Source organism: Pseudomonas sp. NPDC087346 (assembly GCF_044744235.1).
Lineage (GTDB): Bacteria > Pseudomonadota > Gammaproteobacteria > Pseudomonadales > Pseudomonadaceae > Aquipseudomonas.
Genome location: NZ_JBIUXX010000023.1, coordinates 24,818 through 41,093 on the forward strand (window position 1 = coordinate 24,818; position 16,276 = coordinate 41,093).

Genomic DNA, 16,276 nt, shown 5'->3' on the forward strand with positions numbered 1-16,276 from the left:
TGACGACTGCTGCGCAGCCGAACGGGGATAAATCCCCTCGCCACGGGAGCCAATGTTCGGCACGCAAATCAGGTGAAAACCGAACTTGCCGGGCATTTACCGATCAGTTCCTTACAGGTTCAGCCAAGGGAGATCGGAGTTTTGATCAAGTTCAGGATCGTGATTCTGCTGGGAGCATTGTTGTTTCTCGGCGCCAACGAGCTAGAAGCCGCCGCATTGCCGGGCCTCCCGGCGGCCAGCACTAAAGCGGCGGAGCCGGAGCCCATCGTCCAGGGCGGTCTGCTCGGCGCCATCAGTTCGAGCATCGACGACGTGCAGGACAAACTCGATCTCAACGAGCATCTGGTCGATGCCTGGCGCCTGCGTGCCGACCGCGCCGCAGACGAAGTCGACAGACTGGTCAACCAACCTTCGGACCGCTCGGGCTGGAGCGTTGCTGGCGATTTCCTGATGCTCTCCGGCGTATGGCTCGGCACGTTCGCCGTGCTCACGGTGCTCGGCAGTCTGTTGGCCAAGCGTCTGCGCGAAGGCCGCTGGCTGCGCACTCGCCAGCGTAGTCAGGACTTGCTCGGCTATTTGCTGCCCTACACGCTGCCCGCGCTGATCTGCCTGCCATTGACCCTGTATGTCAGCCACTTTCTTGAGGCCTCGGTCGGTCGAGCGCTGGCGCTGTGTTTTGCCTATGCCACCAGCAGCGGGATTTTCTCCACCTCGATGTTGTTGTGCGTGGTGGTGATGTTCAACGTCGGGCACAAACGGCCGGCTGCACGCATCATCCGCGATTACTGTCCACGACCGCTGTTCCTGATCGGCTTCCTCGCCGCCCTTAGCGACGCCCTCACCAGTCCGCAGATCGCCCGACAACTGGGCGGTAATATCACCAGCAGCGTTGCGGTGTTCACCGGACTGACGGCGTCGATCATCTTCGGCTTATTGGTGATCCGCCTGCGTCGGCCAGTGGCGCACCTGATCCGCAACCGCCCGCTGGCGCAGCGCTTGAAACAGCCGTCATTGCAGGAGTCGCTGCGGATTTTTTCCGGGCTCTGGTATTGGCCGATTGTGCTGATGGTGCTGGTCTCGGCAGTCAATCTGATCGGCATCGGTGAGGACAACCAGAAAGCACTGCGCTGTGCGTTGTTCACCACGGTGTTGTTGATCGGTACCGTGTTTCTCAGCACCGTCCTCCAGCATCTGTTCAAGTCGCGCAAAGCCGAGGCGATCCAGCGCAGCAGCGCCTACAAGGAACGTTTTCTCAGCCTGTTGCATGCCTTGTTGCGGATCGTCATCGCGATTGCTTTCATCGATATTCTCGGGCGGATCTGGGGCGTGTCGCTGATCGACTTCGCCCAGAGCAGCACGGTCGGACGGGCGATCAGCGATTCACTCAGTCGTATCGGCCTGATCTTTCTGGTGACGTGGCTGTTATGGGTGGTGCTCGACACGGCGATTCAGGAAGCGTTGAAACCACCGGTCAGTAAACGTGGAGCGCGCCAGCCCAGTACGCGGGTGAAAACCATCCTGCCGCTGCTGCGCAATGCGATCAAAATCATTTTGGTGGTGATCTGCGCAATCACCACCATGGCCAATCTGGGGATCAACGTTGCGCCGTTGCTGGCGGGTGCCGGGGTGGTCGGTCTGGCGATTGGTTTCGGTTCGCAGCAACTGGTTCAGGACGTTATCACCGGGCTGTTCATCATCATCGAGGACACGCTGTCGATTGGCGACTGGGTGGTACTCGACTCCGGGCACGCCGGCACCGTCGAGGGCCTGACCATTCGTACGCTGCGCCTGCGTGACGGCAAGGGTTTTGTGCACTCGGTGCCGTTCGGGCAGATCAAGGCTGTCACCAACCAGTCGCGGCAATTTGCTTATGCGTTTTTCTCGGTGCAGTTCACTTACGACACGGACGTCGACAAGGCCATTGAATTGATCCGCGAGACCGGTGATTCAATCCGCGAAGACCCGTTCCTCAAATACAACCTGCAAGGGGCGCTGGATGTGTTTGGCGTGGACAAGATGGATCTGAATGGCGTGGTGCTGACAGCGCAGTTCCGCACGGTGTCGGGTGGGCAATATGCGGTGAGCCGGGCGTTCAATCAGCGCTTGAAAAAGCTTGTGGATAACAGCCCGTCGGTGCATTTCGCGCAGACTTATCCACAGCAGGTTTTGTTGCCGAAGCGGCAGGAGGATGAGGTGGCGCCGGAGCATTCGTCGGTCGTGTTGCCTGAGCAGACCCGGACTTAGCAGGAGATTTTGTGGTGGGCTTGCCGGCCTTATCGCGAGCAGGCTCACTCCTACAGGGGAACGCATTTCAAAATGTAGGAGTGAGCCTGCTCGCGATGAAGCGAGATCAGACAACATCAATGCCGGATCAGTTTGTCCCGCACATTCGTCAAGACTTCGGGCTCCAGATCCCCCCAGAACTGCGGTTTGCCGGCAATCTCCGCCGCCACCGGAATCCCGTCCCGGTACACCAGCCGATTACTCGCCAGCGCCGGCACTTTCGTCCCCGGCAACAACGTCCCGGCCAGATTCAATGGATCGACCCCGCACACCGCAATCAGGCTTCCATCATGCGGCCGCCGACGTACTTCGCGCAGCAACGGAATCGCTTCCGGCAGCGCAAATTGTTCCCCCGCCAGACCACTGACAAACCGCCCGCCACGAATCTCGCCGCGTGCTTCCAGTCGATGCAGCGTGCGCAGTAATTCACGCCAACTCGGCAGCCAGTCAGCCTCACGCTCCAGCAAACGCCAGAACACCACGCCATAGCGGCGCAGCAAGGTCATGGCGATATGTTCCAGCGCCTCTGACGAATCCTTGGCCAGCGGCGCCGGCCCACGCCGCAGCAGCGCCCAGCGTCCGGCGTCATCCATGCCACCGACAAACGCCCCGCGTCCACGTCGACTGCTGCGTTGCTGGCGCTTGCTCGCCGGGGTGATCAGTGCCCGCAGCCCGGCGAAACTATCGGCGTTGACCAGCCCGGCACCGACCAATTCCTGCAAGGCGATTTCCAGTTCCGAGCGCAGTAGGTGCGCCTCGTGAATTAGCTCATCAAAAAACAACGCGCCGTGCTGACTCAGCGCCTCGAACACCTTCCGGGTTTTCGCTGACAACTCGCTGACCGGCGTCTGCTCGGCCAGCGCACTCCACAATCCGACCATGGCTCGGGGCAGCAGCACAATCGGTGTGCTGCGCAACGCGGTGCCGCTGACTTTTTGCCGGGCGCTGAGGCGCGTCCACACCAGTTTGCCGTTGCGGCACAGATCATCCAGCCAGCTCGGCGAATAGTCCTTGAGCCGCGCCGGAAGAATATCGCTGTCCCACGCCGAAGCCGCCGCCGGATAACCTTCGAACTGGCCGATAATCGCCGGCAACACGGCACTGCCCTGACCGCGTGTTGCGGGTGTCAGATGCTGCCAGTCGAACAGAAAACGCATGAAATCCTGCAACGCCACCGGTTCGATTTCCCGGCGCAGGCGCTTGACCGTGTAGCGATGGATTCGCGCCAAAAGATGCCGCTCGCACCATTGCTCGATGTTCAGCCCCGGAGTGAATTGGCCGCGCAGCACATAACCCTCGCGTTCCAGTTGGGCGAGGGCTTGGGTTACTTGATTCGCAGGTAGCGCGAGCGGCTCGGCAATGGCTTGCAACGGCAGCGGGCCGAAGGCGCCGAGGCGTGCGCGAATCACCTCGACCAGGGCGTCTTCGCCAGACCAGACCTCATCGAAACCGGGTAGCGCTTCCAGCGTCGGTTGTACGCGGGCCTGTGGATAAAGTGCTTGCAGGCAACTCAGCCGCTCGCGTGCGAGCCAAAGTGAATGCTCAGGATCAATCTGCAAGCGGCAGGCGCGCCCACCTTCAGCGAGGGTTTTCAGCCATTCGCTCCACTGCGGATTGGCCTGCATTTCGGCATCGCTGATGCACGCCAGACTCATCAGCGCCTCGTGCATTTCATCGAGATTGCCCGGCGCCGGCCAGGCCTCTTCACGCACGGCCGCGATGGCGTCGGCGTCGAGGGCGCCGAGATCATCAGTGGATTGCGGATCGCTCCAGCGCCGATTGATCACCGCTTGTGTGCGGCGTTCTTCCAGCGGTGCGTCGTCGAGAAAGGTGTAGGGCCGGGCGCTGAGAATCTCTGCGGCGAGCGGCGAGGGTGCCGGTAAGTCGCGGCTGATCAAACGCACTTCGCCACGTTCCATGCGCCGCAACAGCTCGAGCCAGCCTTCGCTGTCCATCGCCTCGTGCAGGCAATCGTCGAGGGTCTGTTCAACCAAGGGATGGTCGGGGATTTCACGTTCGCCGGCGAGGTTTTCCAGGCAGGCGATCTGGTCCGGAAAGACGCTGGCGATCAGGTCCTCGCTTTTCATCCGCTGGATTTGTGGCGCGACTTTGCGTCCGCCAGTAAAACGCGGCAAGGCCAGCGCCACCCCGGCGTTCCAGCGCCAGCGCACACCGAACAGCGGTGCATCGAGAATCGCCTGAATCAGGATGTGCTCGGCGCTGTTGCTGTGCAGATAACGCCAGACTTCATCGAGTTCAAAACTGTGGCTGGTGGAGAGCGACAGCACAATCGCGTCTTCGCTGGCGGCCGCCTGCAATTCGAAGTTGAAGGTGCGGCAAAAGCGCTTGCGCAAGGCCAGGCCCCAGGCGCGATTGATCCGGCTGCCGAATGGCGAATGAATGATCAGTTGCGTGCCGCCGGACTCGTCGAAAAATCGTTCCATCAGCAACGTGTCCTGCGAGGGCAGGGCGCCGAGTGTCTGGCGTGCGCGGGCGAGATATTCGACCAGTTGTTCGGCGCTGGCCAGATTGAGGCCGAGGGTCGTGGTCAACCAGTCGAGCGCCGGTTGCAGATTGCCGGGGCTGGCGCCGAGCAGCTCATCAAGTTGCGCTTGCAGGCGCGCCACGGCGGATGACAATTCCGCGCTGCGCCCCGGCGCTTCACCGAGCCAGAACGGGATGGTCGGCGGCTGTCCATGCGCGTCCTCGACCCGGACCTTACCGGTCTCGACGCGCAAAATCCGGTAGGAGGTATTGCCGAGCTGGAACACATCGCCGGCAATGCTTTCCACGGCGAAGTCTTCGTTGACGCTGCCGATGTTCAAGCCCTGAGGTTCGAGCAGCACGCTGTAGTCGGCGTTGTCGGGGATGGTGCCGCCGCTGGTCACGGCGGCCAGTTGTGCGCCGCGCCGGCCGCGCAAGGTGCGGCTGACCGCATCACGATGCAGATAGGCGCTGCGTATTCCCTGCCGTCCGTTGTAGCCTTCGGCGAGCATCTGTAGCAGCGCCTGATAATGTTTTTCGTCGATATCTCGGTACGGCGAGGCCTTGCGGAACGTCGCCAGCAGCGCGTCTTCCGACCATTCCCGGCAACTGACTTCGGCGATGATCTGCTGCGCGAGAACGTCCAGCGGTGCGACGGGAATGTGCAAGGTGTCGAGTTCGCCGCGCCGCACGCAGTCGAGCAGGGCGGCGCATTCGATCAGGTCATCACGGGTGGTCGCAAACAATCGGCCTTTGGGCGTTCCGCCGACCTGGTGCCCGGAGCGGCCGACTCTTTGCAGAAATCCGGCGATCGAACGCGGTGAGGCGATCTGGCAGACCAGATCGACTTCGCCGATATCGATCCCTAGCTCCAGCGACGCAGTGGCGATCAGCACTTGCAGTTCGCCGCGCTTGAGCCTTTGCTCGGCGTCGAGGCGGAATTCCTTGGCCAGACTGCCGTGGTGCGCCGCTACCGCGTGTTTGCCGAGGCGTTCGCTGAGGTGTCGGCTCAAGCGTTCGGCGAGGCGTCGGGTGTTGACGAAAATCAGCGTGGTGCGGTGCTCGCGGGCCAGTTCGGCGAGGCGATCGTAGACCAGTTCCCAGACGTCATTGGCCATCACGGCGGATAACGGCACTGGTGGCACTTCGATTCCCAGGTCCCGTGGGCGGGCGTGGCCGATGTCGATGATCTCGCATGGGCGATCGACGCCAACCAGAAACCGCGCCACCGCTTCAATTGGCTTTTGCGTGGCCGAGAGACCGATGCGCGTCAGCGGTTCTGTGCACAGCGCCTGCAAGCGTTCCAGGCTCAGCGCCAGGTGAGTGCCGCGTTTGCTGGCGGCGACGGCATGGATTTCGTCGATGATCACCGTGCGCGTGGTGCCAAGCATTTTCCGTCCGGACTCGGAGCCGAGCAGCACATAGAGCGATTCCGGCGTGGTCACCAAAATGTGCGGCGCGGTTTTACGCATGGCCGCGCGGTCTTTCTGCGGGGTGTCGCCGGTGCGTACGGCTGTGCTGATTTCCAGCGGCGGCAGGTTCATCTGGCGCAACTGTTCGGTGATGCCGGCGAGGGGATTTTGCAGGTTGATCTGGATATCGTTGGACAACGCCTTGAGCGGCGAGACGTAGACCACCAGGGTTTCGTCGGGCAAGCCTTCGGCGCTTTCCAGACCACGGTGGACAAGGTCGTCGAGTACCGCGAGGAACGCGGTGAGGGTTTTACCGGAACCGGTGGGCGCGGCGATCAATGTCGAGCGACGCTGGCGGATCAACGGCCATGCGCGGGCCTGGGCGGCGGTGACCGTCGGGAATGTGTTGTTGAACCAGGCGCTGACGGCAGGGTGAAAGCCTGCCAGGGCCACGTCCTTGGGGATGGGCAGATTCATGGCTTAAGTTATGCGGGCGCAGGCTTGAAGATGCAAGTACCGCTGGGGATCTCGTGTGACCTTCAGGGCCTCATCGCTGGCAGCCAGCTCCCACAGGTTTTGTATGCAGCGCAATCCCTGTGGGAGATGCAAGTACCGCTGGGGATCTCGTGTGACCTTCAGGGCCTCATCGCTGGCAAGCCAGCTCCCACAGGTTTTGTATGCAGCGCAATCCCTGTGGGAGATGCAAGTACCGCTGGGGATCTCGAGTGACCTTCAGGGCCTCATCGCTGGCAAGCCAGCTCCCACAGGTTTTGTATGCAGCGCAATCCCTGTGGGAGCTGCAAGTACCGCTGGGGATCTCGAGTGACCTTCAGGGCCTCATCGCTGGCAGCCAGCTCCCACAGGTTTTGTATGCAGCGCAATCCCTGTGGGAGCTGGCTTGCCAGCGATGGGGCCAGTCGCCATGTTACAAATCCCGGATATCGATACTTTACGGGTGACGGTTGCGCACTAAACCCGCAAAATGCAACGATTCCGGCAATTATCGACGATGGCGCCACAAGCGCTGTCGCCAAAGCCATCGTTCCAACCAGACTGGGCCTGCTGACTTTATGCGAATGCGCCTTATGTTACTGGGCGGCGGAAATGCCCTTGGGCAGGCGCTGATTCGCCTCGGTGCGGAAGAAGACATCGGTTTCCTCGCCCCCCGCCCGCCCGAAGACGGCTGGGATGCCGCGAGCCTGACGCAACTGCTCGACGACACCCGTCCCGATGCGTTGATCAACCTTGCCTACTATTTCGACTGGTTCCAGGCCGAGACGGTCAGCGAAAGCCGTCTGGCCGGGCAAGAACGCGCCATCGAGCGTCTGGCCGAACTGTGCCAGCATCACAACATCGTCCTGGTGCAGCCTTCCAGTTATCGGGTGTTCGACGGCTCGCGCGCGACCGCTTACAGCGAAAAAGATGAACCGGTGCCACTTGGCCTGCGTGGTCAGGCGTTGTGGCGCATCGAGCAAAGCGTGCGTGCGACGTGCCCGCAGCATGTGCTGTTGCGTTTCGGCTGGCTGCTCGACGACAGCGCCGACGGTACGCTCGGGCGTTTCCTCGCTCGCGCCGAACAGCCGGACGAACTGTTGCTGGCCGATGATCGCCGGGGCAATCCGACCCCGGTCGACGATGCGGCGCGAGTGATCATCTCGGTGCTCAAGCAACTCGATTGCGCGGCGCCGTTGTGGGGCACTTACCACTACGCCGGCCACGAAGCGACCACACCGCTGGCGCTGGGACAGGCAATTCTCACCGAAGCGCGCAGCCTGCATGAGCTGGCCATTGAAGCACCGACCGCCCAGGCTCACGCCGCGCGTCCGGACGCCGCCGAAGAACCGCAACACGCGGTGCTCGCCTGCAAGAAAATTCTGCACACATTCGGGATCAAACCGCGCGCCTGGCGCGCCGCACTCCCGGGCTTACTGGATAGGTTTTATCGTCATGGTTGATGGTCCTGTTTTAATCACCGGCGGTGCCGGTTTCATCGGTTCGCACCTGACCGACGCGTTGCTGGCCAATGGTCATTCGGTACGGATTCTTGATGATCTGTCGACCGGCAAACGCAGCAACCTGCCGCTGGACAATCCCAAGGTCGAACTGATCGTCGGTGATGTTGCCGATGCTGCGCTGGTGGCGCGGGCGATGCTCGGTTGCAGCGCCGTTGCACACTTGGCTGCCGTGGCTTCGGTGCAGGCATCGGTGGACGATCCGGTGAAGACGCACCAGAGCAATTTCATCGGCACCTTGAATGTCTGCGAAGCCATGCGCCAGGCCGGGGTCAAGCGTGTGCTGTTCGCTTCGAGCGCGGCGGTGTACGGCAACAACGGCGAAGGCGCGTCGATTGACGAGGACACGCCCAAAGCACCGCTGACGCCGTATGCCTCGGACAAACTGGCCGGTGAGCATTACTTCGATTTCTACCGTCGCCAGCACGCGCTGGAACCGGTGATTTTCCGCTTCTTCAACATCTTCGGCCCACGACAGGATCCGTCCTCGCCGTACTCCGGGGTGATCAGCATTTTCAGCGAACGCGCGCAGAAGGGCTTGCCGATCACGGTATTTGGTGACGGCGAACAGACGCGTGATTTCCTCTACGTCGAAGATCTGGTGCAGATTCTGGTTCAGGCGCTGGAAAAGCCTGAAGTGCAAATCGGCGCGGTCAATGTCGGCTGGAACAAGGCGACGAATCTCAAGCAGATGCTTGAGTCGCTGCGTGCGGTAGTCGGTGAGTTGCCGCCGATCAGTTATGGTCCGGCACGCTCCGGTGACATCCGCCATTCGCGGGCGAACAACAGTCGCTTGATCGAGCGCTTCGAACTGCCACAGGAAACGCCGATGAGCGTCGGGTTGGCGCGACTGCTCGGCAAAAAATAGGCTTTTCGCAGGCATGAAAAAGGCGCCTTTTGACAGGCGCCTTTTTCACGGCCGGAATTTGTCGCTATCCCTGTGGCGAGGGGATTTATCCCCCGTTCGACTGCATTGCAGTCGTCGTCAGTATCAAGCCTGCTCACCCAAAGCCTCATTCACCACCACGCGAATGTTCCTTAGAACTTGTAGCCCAGACCGACCATGTACACAAATGGATCGACATCAACATTCACTTTGGCCCGAGTGCCCTGGGCCACGGCGTTGTTGTCGACAGTAGCGCGGGTATCGATGTCGATGTAGCGCACCTGGGCGTTGAGCATGATGTTGTCGGTCAGCATGTAGTCGGCACCGACCTGCCATGCCAGGCCCCAGGAGTTTTTCGCCTTGAAGTTGCTGAAGCCGTTGGCCTGCGCTTCGCTGCCGACGTGCTCGTCGTAGATCCAGGTGTAGTTGATACCGCCGCCGACGTAGGGCTGGAACGGCGATTTCGAATCCAGCGGGTAGTACACGACGCTGAGGGTTGGCGGCAGGTGTTTCAGGGTACCGAGTTTGCCGTTGGCAGCTGGCAGCGCGGTGCCTTTGATTTTCACGTCATGCTCGAACGGAGTGGCCGCCAGCAACTCGATACCGATGTTGTTGGTGAGCATGTAAGCGAAGTTGAGACCCAGTTGGGTGTCGCTGCTCATGGTCGCCTTGCCGCCCAGATTGGTGCCGCTCAACGGACCCTGATCGACCTTGACGTTGGAGCTGTCGGCCTTCGGGTTGACGGTGATCGCACCGGCGCGGATGAGGATGTCACCGGCTTCGTGGGCGTGGGCGAGAGGGGCTGCGAGCGCAAGGGCAAACAGCGAGGCGCTGAGCAAGGACTTGTTCATGAGGGCTCCAGAGGACGTTAAAAATTTCTGATGTCCTATGGTACGAAGCCAACTGATACGGTCTTTTGACTCAGCTCAATGAAACACTCATCCCTGCAGGTTTTGTGGAACCTTTGCCGGCCCCATCGCCAGCAGGCTGGCTCCCACAATGGATCTGTGTCTGAACCCAAATCCCCTGTGGGAGCTAGCCTGCTAGCGATGACAATCGATCAAACAACACAGAACCGACAGATTCACTCCTGCAGTTCATACACATAAATCTTGTCCGCCTCCATCTGATACCCGGCATCCGCCAGTTCACTGCTGGACGCCTTGACCTGCAACGGCCCTTCAACCCAGTACGGCTGATACAGCTCATCGAGCTTCACGCCGACTTCGCTTTTCACATGCACGATCTGGTTCGACGGCGGTGGCGGCACGTGGATGCAGGCGCCGAAATACGGCACCAGCAAGAAGTCCGTGGTGCGGCCTTCTTCGCTGACTTCCAGGGGCACGATGTAACCCGGCAGGCGAATGTTCTGCCCGTCGAGGCTCTGCACTACCGGCGCATCGGGCAGGTCCTGTTTCGCGGCCGGGGCGGCTTCGGCGGACAGCGCATCGCCCATCTTCGACATGTCGTGCAGCGGCGTCATGTTCGGCACTTCGGGGGCGGCGTCCGGCGGGATCATTTCCGACCAGGTCAGATCTTTCGGCGCCGCTGCCCACACGGGCAGGGCGACCAGCAATAACAGCGCGAGTACAGCGCGGGGCATGGTGAACATCCTCATAAACGGATCGACAAGCCGTCGGCCAACGACTGGCGATACGCACGCCAGGCCGGCACGCTACCCATCAGCAGCGCGGCTGCCAGAATGCCACCGAGCAGCGTCCATTCATACTCGCTCGGCCAGGCCAGCGGCAGAAACAGACCGTAGTTGGCCTGCACGTAACCCTGCGCAGCAGCAATGCCGATGTACAGCAGCGCCAGCCCGGCGATGACACCGGTCAGCGCCAAGGCGAAGGCTTCCAGTATCAACAGACTCGCGATGTGCCACGGCCGGGCGCCAACCGAACGCAGAATCGCCATTTCGCGGCGACGTTCGTTGAGGCTGGTGAGAATCGCTGTGAGCATGCCGATCAACCCGGTCAACACCACGAACAGCGAGACCACGAACAGGGCTTTTTCGGCGGTGCTCATCAGGCTCCACAGTTCCTGCAACGCCACGCCCGGCAGAATCGCCAGCATCGGTTCGCCACGGAACTCGTTGATCTCGCGTTGCAGGGCGAAGGTGGAAATCTTGCTGTTGAGGCCAAGCATGAACGCGGTAATCGCTTGCGGCGTCAGGTCCATGTTGCGCGCCTGATCAGCGCTGATCCGGCCTTTGCCCTGCGCTGGCACGCCGTTGTGCCAGTCAATGTGGATCGCTTCCATGCCGCCGAGGCTGATGTGCAACGTGCGATCCACCGGGGTGCCGGTGCGCTTGAGAATGCCGACCACGGTGAACGGCTTGTCATCGTGTTTGACCAGACTGATCACTGCCACGCCGTGGGCCAGCACCAGTTTGTCGCCAAGTTTGTAGTGCAGCGCATCGGCGACTTCGGCGCCGAGCACCACTTCGAACGGATCGGTGGCGAAAGGGCGACCGTCGGCCAGTTCCAGATGTTGCTGGCGACCGTACTGGTAATGCTCGAAATAGGCTTCGGTGGTACCCATCACGCGGTAGCCGCGATGGGAGTCGCCGAGGGACATCGGGATCGCCCACTTCACTTTCGGGTTGGCGGCGAAGTGTTCGAAGCTGTCCCAGCGGATGTTGTTGGTGGCGTTGCCGATGCGAAACACCGAGTACAGCAGCAGGTTCACCGAGCCCGAGCGCGCGCCGACGATCAGGTCGGTGCCGCTGATGGTGCTGGCGAAACTGGCTTTGGCCTCGGTGCGCACCCGTTCGACGGCGAGCAGCAGGCACACCGACAGGGCGATGGCGAATGCGGTGAGCAGGGCGGTGAAGCGGCGGTTAGCCAGGCTGGCCATGGCCAGACGGAACAAATACATCTCAGACCTCGGCAGACGTGGCGGCGCGATTGAGCTCGGCCAGGGACAGATGACGGTCGAACAGCGGCGCGAGGCTCTGGTCATGGCTGACGAACAACAGGCTCGATCCGGCCTCGCGGCATTCGGCGAACAACAGCCGAATGAAGTTTTCCCGAGCGTCGTAATCCAGCGCCGAGGTCGGTTCGTCGGCGATCACCAGTTCCGGTTGGCCGATCAACGCCCGCGCGGCAGCGACGCGTTGCTGCTGACCGATCGACAGCGAGTCGGCGCGGCGGCTGAGGATGCTTTCGTCCTTCAGGCCCAAATGGGCGAGCAGGGTGGCGGCGGCTTGATCGACACTGCCGTGGCGCTGTTTGGCGCGCTGGGCGCGCAGCTTCGAGAAGTGGCAAGGCAGTTCGACGTTCTCGCGTACCGAGAGAAACGGCAGCAGGTTGAACTGCTGGAAGATGTAGCCGGTGTGATCGACGCGGAAAGTATCGCGGGCGCCGGCGGAGAGTTCGGTCAACTCCTGGCCGAGCAGGCGGATGCTGCCGCGATCCGGTTTCTGCACGCCGCCGAGCAAGCCGAGCAGGGTGGTCTTGCCACTGCCGCTGGGGCCTTTGAGAAACAGGGTTTCGCCAGGTTCGAGGCGAAACGCCGGGATGTCCAGCAGCTGTGGGTGACCGGGCCAACTGAAGCCCAGGTCGGACAGTTCGATGAGTGCTTGAGTCATGGCGCCGATTTCTTGGTTGAGCACAAAACCCTGTAGGAGCTGCCGAAGGCTGCGATCTTTTGATCTTGCTTTTAAAACAAAGTCAAAAGATCGCAGCCTTCGGCAGCTCCTACAGGGATCTTCAGTGAGTTTAGAACTTCAGGGCAGCAGCCTTGGCCGTGACTTCCGTACCTTGCTGACCGCTCGGGCCGATCAGTTGTACCTGAATTTTCTGGGTCGCCGGGAAGGTATTGAAGATGTTCGCCAGATCCAGCGTCTTCAGCGCACCCGGAGCGGCGCAGGTGAATTGGTAGTGCGCATGGATTTCGCTGTGCTCGTGGTGATGCTCTTCACCAGCCTTGGCCGGTTGGTCGTGGTCATCATCGTCATGATCGTCGGCATCCGGCTTGTCGCCGAACAATGGGCTTTGCAGTTCCTGGCTGGATACTTTGCAGCCGGCAGCGGCAGGCAGGTTGAACAGCGTCAGAGGCTTCTCGAGTTGGGCGCGGGCAGCGGCGACCTTGGCTTTGTCGGCATCGCTGGCGGCGGCGTGTTCGAAACCCACCAGGTTCATCGCCGGGCTCTCCAGCTCCAGTTCCAGAGTCTGACCGTCGAGCGCCGCGTTGAGGCGGCCGACGCCATGTTCGTGGGCGCCGAGGCTGCCGTGTTCATGGTCATGGTCGTGTTCATCGGCGGCGTGGGCGATGGCCAGCGGCAACAGGGCAAACGGCAAAGCGAGCAGCAGACGACGCATGGCGGTCTCCGGGAAGTAAAGTGAAGAGTTTGTTATGTAATCTTATAACGAAAGTGCGCAGAGTTTGCCCGCCTGCTTGGCGTTGCACAAGTCCCATGGGAGCATGCAGGTCAGAAATGTGCAGGAGCGAAGCTAATGTTGCGGATACGCGGAACCGTCGGTGACTTGCCGGTGGATTTGACTTTAGAGCTGGATGACAGCGATTGGGCGCGGCTCGGTTCGGCACTGGGTGCGCAGACGCCGACCGCTCAAGCTGAAGCCGTTGCGGCGCCAGCGGCGAAACAGCTGAATCAGGACGATGCGTTGTGGCAGGTTGCCAAGGATCTGTTGCGCAAGGCCGGGCAACTCAGCGGCCCGGATCTGCTGGAACAGCTTGAAGGACTGACCGGCAGTGCGGCAGCGGGCAAGCGCTTGCTGGTGCGCCTGCGCCATTCGACGCAGGTCAAAGTCGCCAGTGGTGGGGATACGCCGCTCTACAGCTGGATCGAATAGACAGCAAAAGATCGCAGCTTCCTACAGGGGAATGCATTCCAAGGTAGGAGCTGCGGCACGCTGCGATCTTTTGATCTTCTTAATAAAGCGCCGCAAACAACTTGCGTCGATACACCGTCACCAGCGGATGATCATTGCCCAACAGCTCAAACACCTGCAGCAGAGTTTTGTGCGGCAAGCCTTCGCTGTAGCTGCGATTGCGGATGAACAGCTTGAGCAACGCGTCCAGCGCCGCTTCGTATTGCTGGCGGGCCAGTTGCTGGATCGCCAGTTGATACAGCGCTTCATCGTCTTGCGGGTTTTGCGCCAGACGGCTTTTCAGGTCGGCGGCGTCCGGCAGATCCTTGGCCAGACCGAGGAACTTGATCTGCGCCTTGGCCCCGGCCAGCGCGGCTTTGTCCTCATCGCTTTTGACCGCATCAAGCACGGCTTGCGCTTCGCCCAGTTCACCGCGCTCTGTGAGGCAGCGGGCATAAAGGATCAGTGCTTTGGCGTTGGTGTTGTCTTCATTGAGCAGCACCACCAGCGTGGCTTCTGCATCCGCATAGCGGCCGTCATCGAACAGCGCCTGCGCCTGTTCGAACGGATCGGCAGCGACTGGCGGCGGCATCTGCACATGCGGCTCGAGCAGGGCGCGCACGGCGGATTCCGGTTGTGCGCCGGCAAAACCGTCCACCGGTTGACCGTCCTTGAACAGCACCACGGTCGGCAGGCTGCGGATGCCGAAGCGCGAAACGATGTCCGGCTCGACGTCGCAATTGACCTTGGCCAGCAGCAATTCACCCTGATAGCTCTCGGCGATGGTTTGCAGCATCGGCATCAGCGCCTTGCACGGCGCACACCATTCGGCCCAGAAATCCACCAGCACCGGTTTTTGGAAAGAGGCCTCGATCACCGACTGGTCGAAATCGGCCGTCGTGGCGTCGAAAATGTACGGCGTTTGCTGACTCATGGGGGATCTCGTAAAAGCGTGGATGGGGCAACTATACGGCTTGGCGGGGTGTGGCCGGAAGCGGCGCAGGTTTGAGAGGGGTGTCGCCAGGCAGGACGCCTTCGCCAGCAGGGCTGGCTCCCACAGGGGATTTGTAAACGACACAGATCCAATGTGGGAGCCAGCCTGCTGGCGATGCTTTCAGCTAACGCCGCGCATGGTAGAGGCTGACATAGCGAAACTCTTCCGGCTCCGCCAGATCCGGCAACGTCATCGCCTCAAGCATTTCAATGCGCCGATACAACGGGTGACGAAAATCCCGTACCCGCGAATCCGCCACCAACGCTTCCCGGCCTCGGCTGAGGAAAGCATCCAGCAATGGCAAATTCTCTCGGTCATACAGCACGTCCGCCACCAGGATCAGATCAAAGCGATCCGCCTCGGCGAAGAAATCCGTCGAATAACCCATCTGCACATCATTGAGTTCGGCATTCGCCCGGCACGCGGCAATCGCCAGTGGGTCCAGATCGCACGCCACCACCTCCAGCGCACCGGCCTTCACCGCAGCAATCCCGGCGATCCCGGAACCGGCGCCGAAATCCAGCACTCGCTTGCCCCGGACCCACTCGGGAAATTGCGCCAGATAGCGCGCCACCGCCAGGCCGCTGGCCCAGCAGAAACTCCAGTACGGCGGTTCGTGCAGAATCCGCCGGGTTTCATCGGGGCTGAAGGCGCGATCCATGTTGTCGCCGTCGATCAGCCACAGCTTCAGATCGGTGTCCGGCAGCGGGCAAGCCACCAGCCGGGCATCGCCGAGCAATTCACCTAATGCCTGTTGCAGGTCGAACGGTGCATTCATGGTGCTTTGACGAATTGCAGTTGTCCCAGCGCCTGGGTGGTCGGCTGAGTGATGGCCTGCGACGGCAGATGCAGGATCAACTGGCCGGACTGGCTGGCGCGGCCACGCAATTCAACACGGGCCCCGGCCGGAAAGGCTTCCGGGTTGAAACGCAGACGGAACGGCAGAATCTGGTTATTGCCGATCAGGCTGGAACTGGCGAGCAATTGCTGCGGGCGATCCTTTTCATCGATCACCAGCAACGCCAGTTCGACTTCGGCGCCGGCCGGCACGCCTTGCAAGGTACCGCTCAGTTCACGCTGATAGGCCGGCAGCGGGCCAAGATCAGCGGCCTCTTTGGCTTTTTTCTGCGCCTGTTGCGGCGCCGGGCCCGGGGTTGGCGGCTGCGGCTTGGGTTTGTCGCTGCCGCAGGCCACCAGCAGGCTGAAAAGACTGAGCAAAATGAGCGGACGTAACGGCATTGGCTGCTCCAGCAAAATGAAATCCATGGATCAAACGATCATGCCAGTCTGTATACCGCAAACCCTATGGCTTGTCTTGCCACCGGGATGCGCTACCATGGCCCTCCCTTTTTTTGTTGCCAGCCACCATG

13 protein-coding genes are annotated in these 16,276 nt (G+C 61.3%); 4 read left to right on the forward strand and 9 right to left on the reverse strand.

Annotation, left to right across the window (positions count from 1 at the left end):
* Nucleotides 1-141 precede the first annotated feature (141 nt).
* Nucleotides 142-2,244: a mechanosensitive ion channel family protein gene (locus tag ACIOZM_RS15570; protein ID WP_401215394.1), complete on the forward strand. Its 2,103-nt coding sequence runs from the start codon at nt 142-144 to the stop codon at nt 2,242-2,244.
* Nucleotides 2,245-2,360: 116 nt separating this feature from the next.
* Here ACIOZM_RS15570 and ACIOZM_RS15575 read toward each other — a convergent pair whose 3' ends face one another.
* Nucleotides 2,361-6,656: a DEAD/DEAH box helicase gene (locus ACIOZM_RS15575; protein ID WP_401215397.1), complete on the reverse strand. Its 4,296-nt coding sequence runs from the start codon at nt 6,654-6,656 to the stop codon at nt 2,361-2,363.
* A 593-nt stretch (nt 6,657-7,249) separates the two neighbouring features.
* On the opposite strand from ACIOZM_RS15575, the gene ACIOZM_RS15580 reads away from it, so the two are divergent.
* Together ACIOZM_RS15580 and ACIOZM_RS15585 are read left to right on the forward strand one after the other, a co-directional pair.
* Nucleotides 7,250-8,134 (forward strand): sugar nucleotide-binding protein, encoded by an 885-nt coding sequence (locus tag ACIOZM_RS15580; protein WP_401215399.1) that lies wholly within the window; start codon nt 7,250-7,252, stop codon nt 8,132-8,134.
* The gene (locus ACIOZM_RS15585) at nt 8,127-9,059 is read left to right on the forward strand and encodes an NAD-dependent epimerase/dehydratase family protein (RefSeq protein WP_401215401.1); all 933 of its coding nucleotides are present in this window, start codon (nt 8,127-8,129) and stop codon (nt 9,057-9,059) included. The genes ACIOZM_RS15580 and ACIOZM_RS15585 overlap by 8 nt, the downstream gene beginning before the upstream one ends.
* A 170-nt stretch (nt 9,060-9,229) precedes the next feature.
* On the opposite strand, the gene ACIOZM_RS15590 is transcribed toward ACIOZM_RS15585, so the two are convergent.
* The 5 genes from ACIOZM_RS15590 to ACIOZM_RS15610 all read right to left on the reverse strand — a co-directional run bounded on the left by ACIOZM_RS15590 (nt 9,230) and on the right by ACIOZM_RS15610 (nt 13,402).
* Nucleotides 9,230-9,928, reverse strand: coding sequence for an OmpW family protein (locus tag ACIOZM_RS15590; protein WP_401215403.1), 699 nt, complete (start codon nt 9,926-9,928; stop codon nt 9,230-9,232).
* A gap of 233 nt (nt 9,929-10,161) precedes the next feature.
* Nucleotides 10,162-10,680: a DUF3299 domain-containing protein gene (locus ACIOZM_RS15595; protein ID WP_401215404.1), complete on the reverse strand. Its 519-nt coding sequence runs from the start codon at nt 10,678-10,680 to the stop codon at nt 10,162-10,164.
* An 11-nt stretch (nt 10,681-10,691) separates the two neighbouring features.
* Nucleotides 10,692-11,957 carry an ABC transporter permease gene (locus tag ACIOZM_RS15600; protein ID WP_401215406.1) on the reverse strand — a complete coding sequence of 422 codons (1,266 nt, stop codon included), beginning with the start codon at nt 11,955-11,957 and terminating at the stop codon, nt 10,692-10,694.
* Nucleotide 11,958: 1 nt separating this feature from the next.
* Nucleotides 11,959-12,669, reverse strand: coding sequence for an ABC transporter ATP-binding protein (locus tag ACIOZM_RS15605; RefSeq protein WP_401215409.1), 711 nt, complete (start codon nt 12,667-12,669; stop codon nt 11,959-11,961).
* A gap of 130 nt (nt 12,670-12,799) precedes the next feature.
* Complete coding sequence (locus ACIOZM_RS15610) at nt 12,800-13,402, reverse strand: DUF2796 domain-containing protein (protein ID WP_401215412.1); 603 nt, start codon at nt 13,400-13,402, stop codon at nt 12,800-12,802.
* 135 nt (nt 13,403-13,537) lie between these two features.
* Between ACIOZM_RS15610 and ACIOZM_RS15615 the strand changes: the two genes are divergently transcribed.
* On the forward strand, nt 13,538-13,894 hold the full coding sequence (locus tag ACIOZM_RS15615) for a hypothetical protein (protein WP_401215415.1): 357 nt from the start codon (nt 13,538-13,540) through the stop codon (nt 13,892-13,894).
* Between the two features lie 79 nt (nt 13,895-13,973).
* Here ACIOZM_RS15615 and trxA read toward each other — a convergent pair whose 3' ends face one another.
* From trxA to ACIOZM_RS15630, 3 genes are all read right to left on the reverse strand, one after another.
* A complete protein-coding gene (gene trxA / locus ACIOZM_RS15620; RefSeq protein WP_401215417.1) occupies nt 13,974-14,846 on the reverse strand; it encodes a thioredoxin in 873 nt (290 codons plus the stop codon).
* A 184-nt stretch (nt 14,847-15,030) separates the two neighbouring features.
* On the reverse strand, nt 15,031-15,684 hold the full coding sequence (locus ACIOZM_RS15625) for a class I SAM-dependent methyltransferase (RefSeq protein ID WP_401215420.1): 654 nt from the start codon (nt 15,682-15,684) through the stop codon (nt 15,031-15,033).
* Nucleotides 15,681-16,145, reverse strand: coding sequence for a YbaY family lipoprotein (locus ACIOZM_RS15630; RefSeq protein ID WP_401215422.1), 465 nt, complete (start codon nt 16,143-16,145; stop codon nt 15,681-15,683). Before ACIOZM_RS15630 ends, ACIOZM_RS15625 begins: the two co-directional genes overlap by 4 nt.
* Nucleotides 16,146-16,276 lie beyond the last annotated feature (131 nt).

Coding starts and splice junctions, on each gene's coding strand:
- ACIOZM_RS15585 (WP_401215401.1), top strand. CDS start 8,127: ATGGTTGATGGTCCTGTTTTAATCACCGGCGGTGCCGGTTTCATCGGT.
- ACIOZM_RS15600 (WP_401215406.1), bottom strand. CDS start 11,957: ATGTATTTGTTCCGTCTGGCCATGGCCAGCCTGGCTAACCGCCGCTTC.
- ACIOZM_RS15630 (WP_401215422.1), bottom strand. CDS start 16,145: ATGCCGTTACGTCCGCTCATTTTGCTCAGTCTTTTCAGCCTGCTGGTG.
- ACIOZM_RS15610 (WP_401215412.1), bottom strand. CDS start 13,402: ATGCGTCGTCTGCTGCTCGCTTTGCCGTTTGCCCTGTTGCCGCTGGCC.
- ACIOZM_RS15575 (WP_401215397.1), bottom strand. CDS start 6,656: ATGAATCTGCCCATCCCCAAGGACGTGGCCCTGGCAGGCTTTCACCCT.
- ACIOZM_RS15605 (WP_401215409.1), bottom strand. CDS start 12,669: ATGACTCAAGCACTCATCGAACTGTCCGACCTGGGCTTCAGTTGGCCC.
- trxA (WP_401215417.1), bottom strand. CDS start 14,846: ATGAGTCAGCAAACGCCGTACATTTTCGACGCCACGACGGCCGATTTC.
- ACIOZM_RS15615 (WP_401215415.1), top strand. CDS start 13,538: ATGTTGCGGATACGCGGAACCGTCGGTGACTTGCCGGTGGATTTGACT.
- ACIOZM_RS15590 (WP_401215403.1), bottom strand. CDS start 9,928: ATGAACAAGTCCTTGCTCAGCGCCTCGCTGTTTGCCCTTGCGCTCGCA.
- ACIOZM_RS15580 (WP_401215399.1), top strand. CDS start 7,250: ATGCGAATGCGCCTTATGTTACTGGGCGGCGGAAATGCCCTTGGGCAG.
- ACIOZM_RS15595 (WP_401215404.1), bottom strand. CDS start 10,680: ATGCCCCGCGCTGTACTCGCGCTGTTATTGCTGGTCGCCCTGCCCGTG.
- ACIOZM_RS15625 (WP_401215420.1), bottom strand. CDS start 15,684: ATGAATGCACCGTTCGACCTGCAACAGGCATTAGGTGAATTGCTCGGC.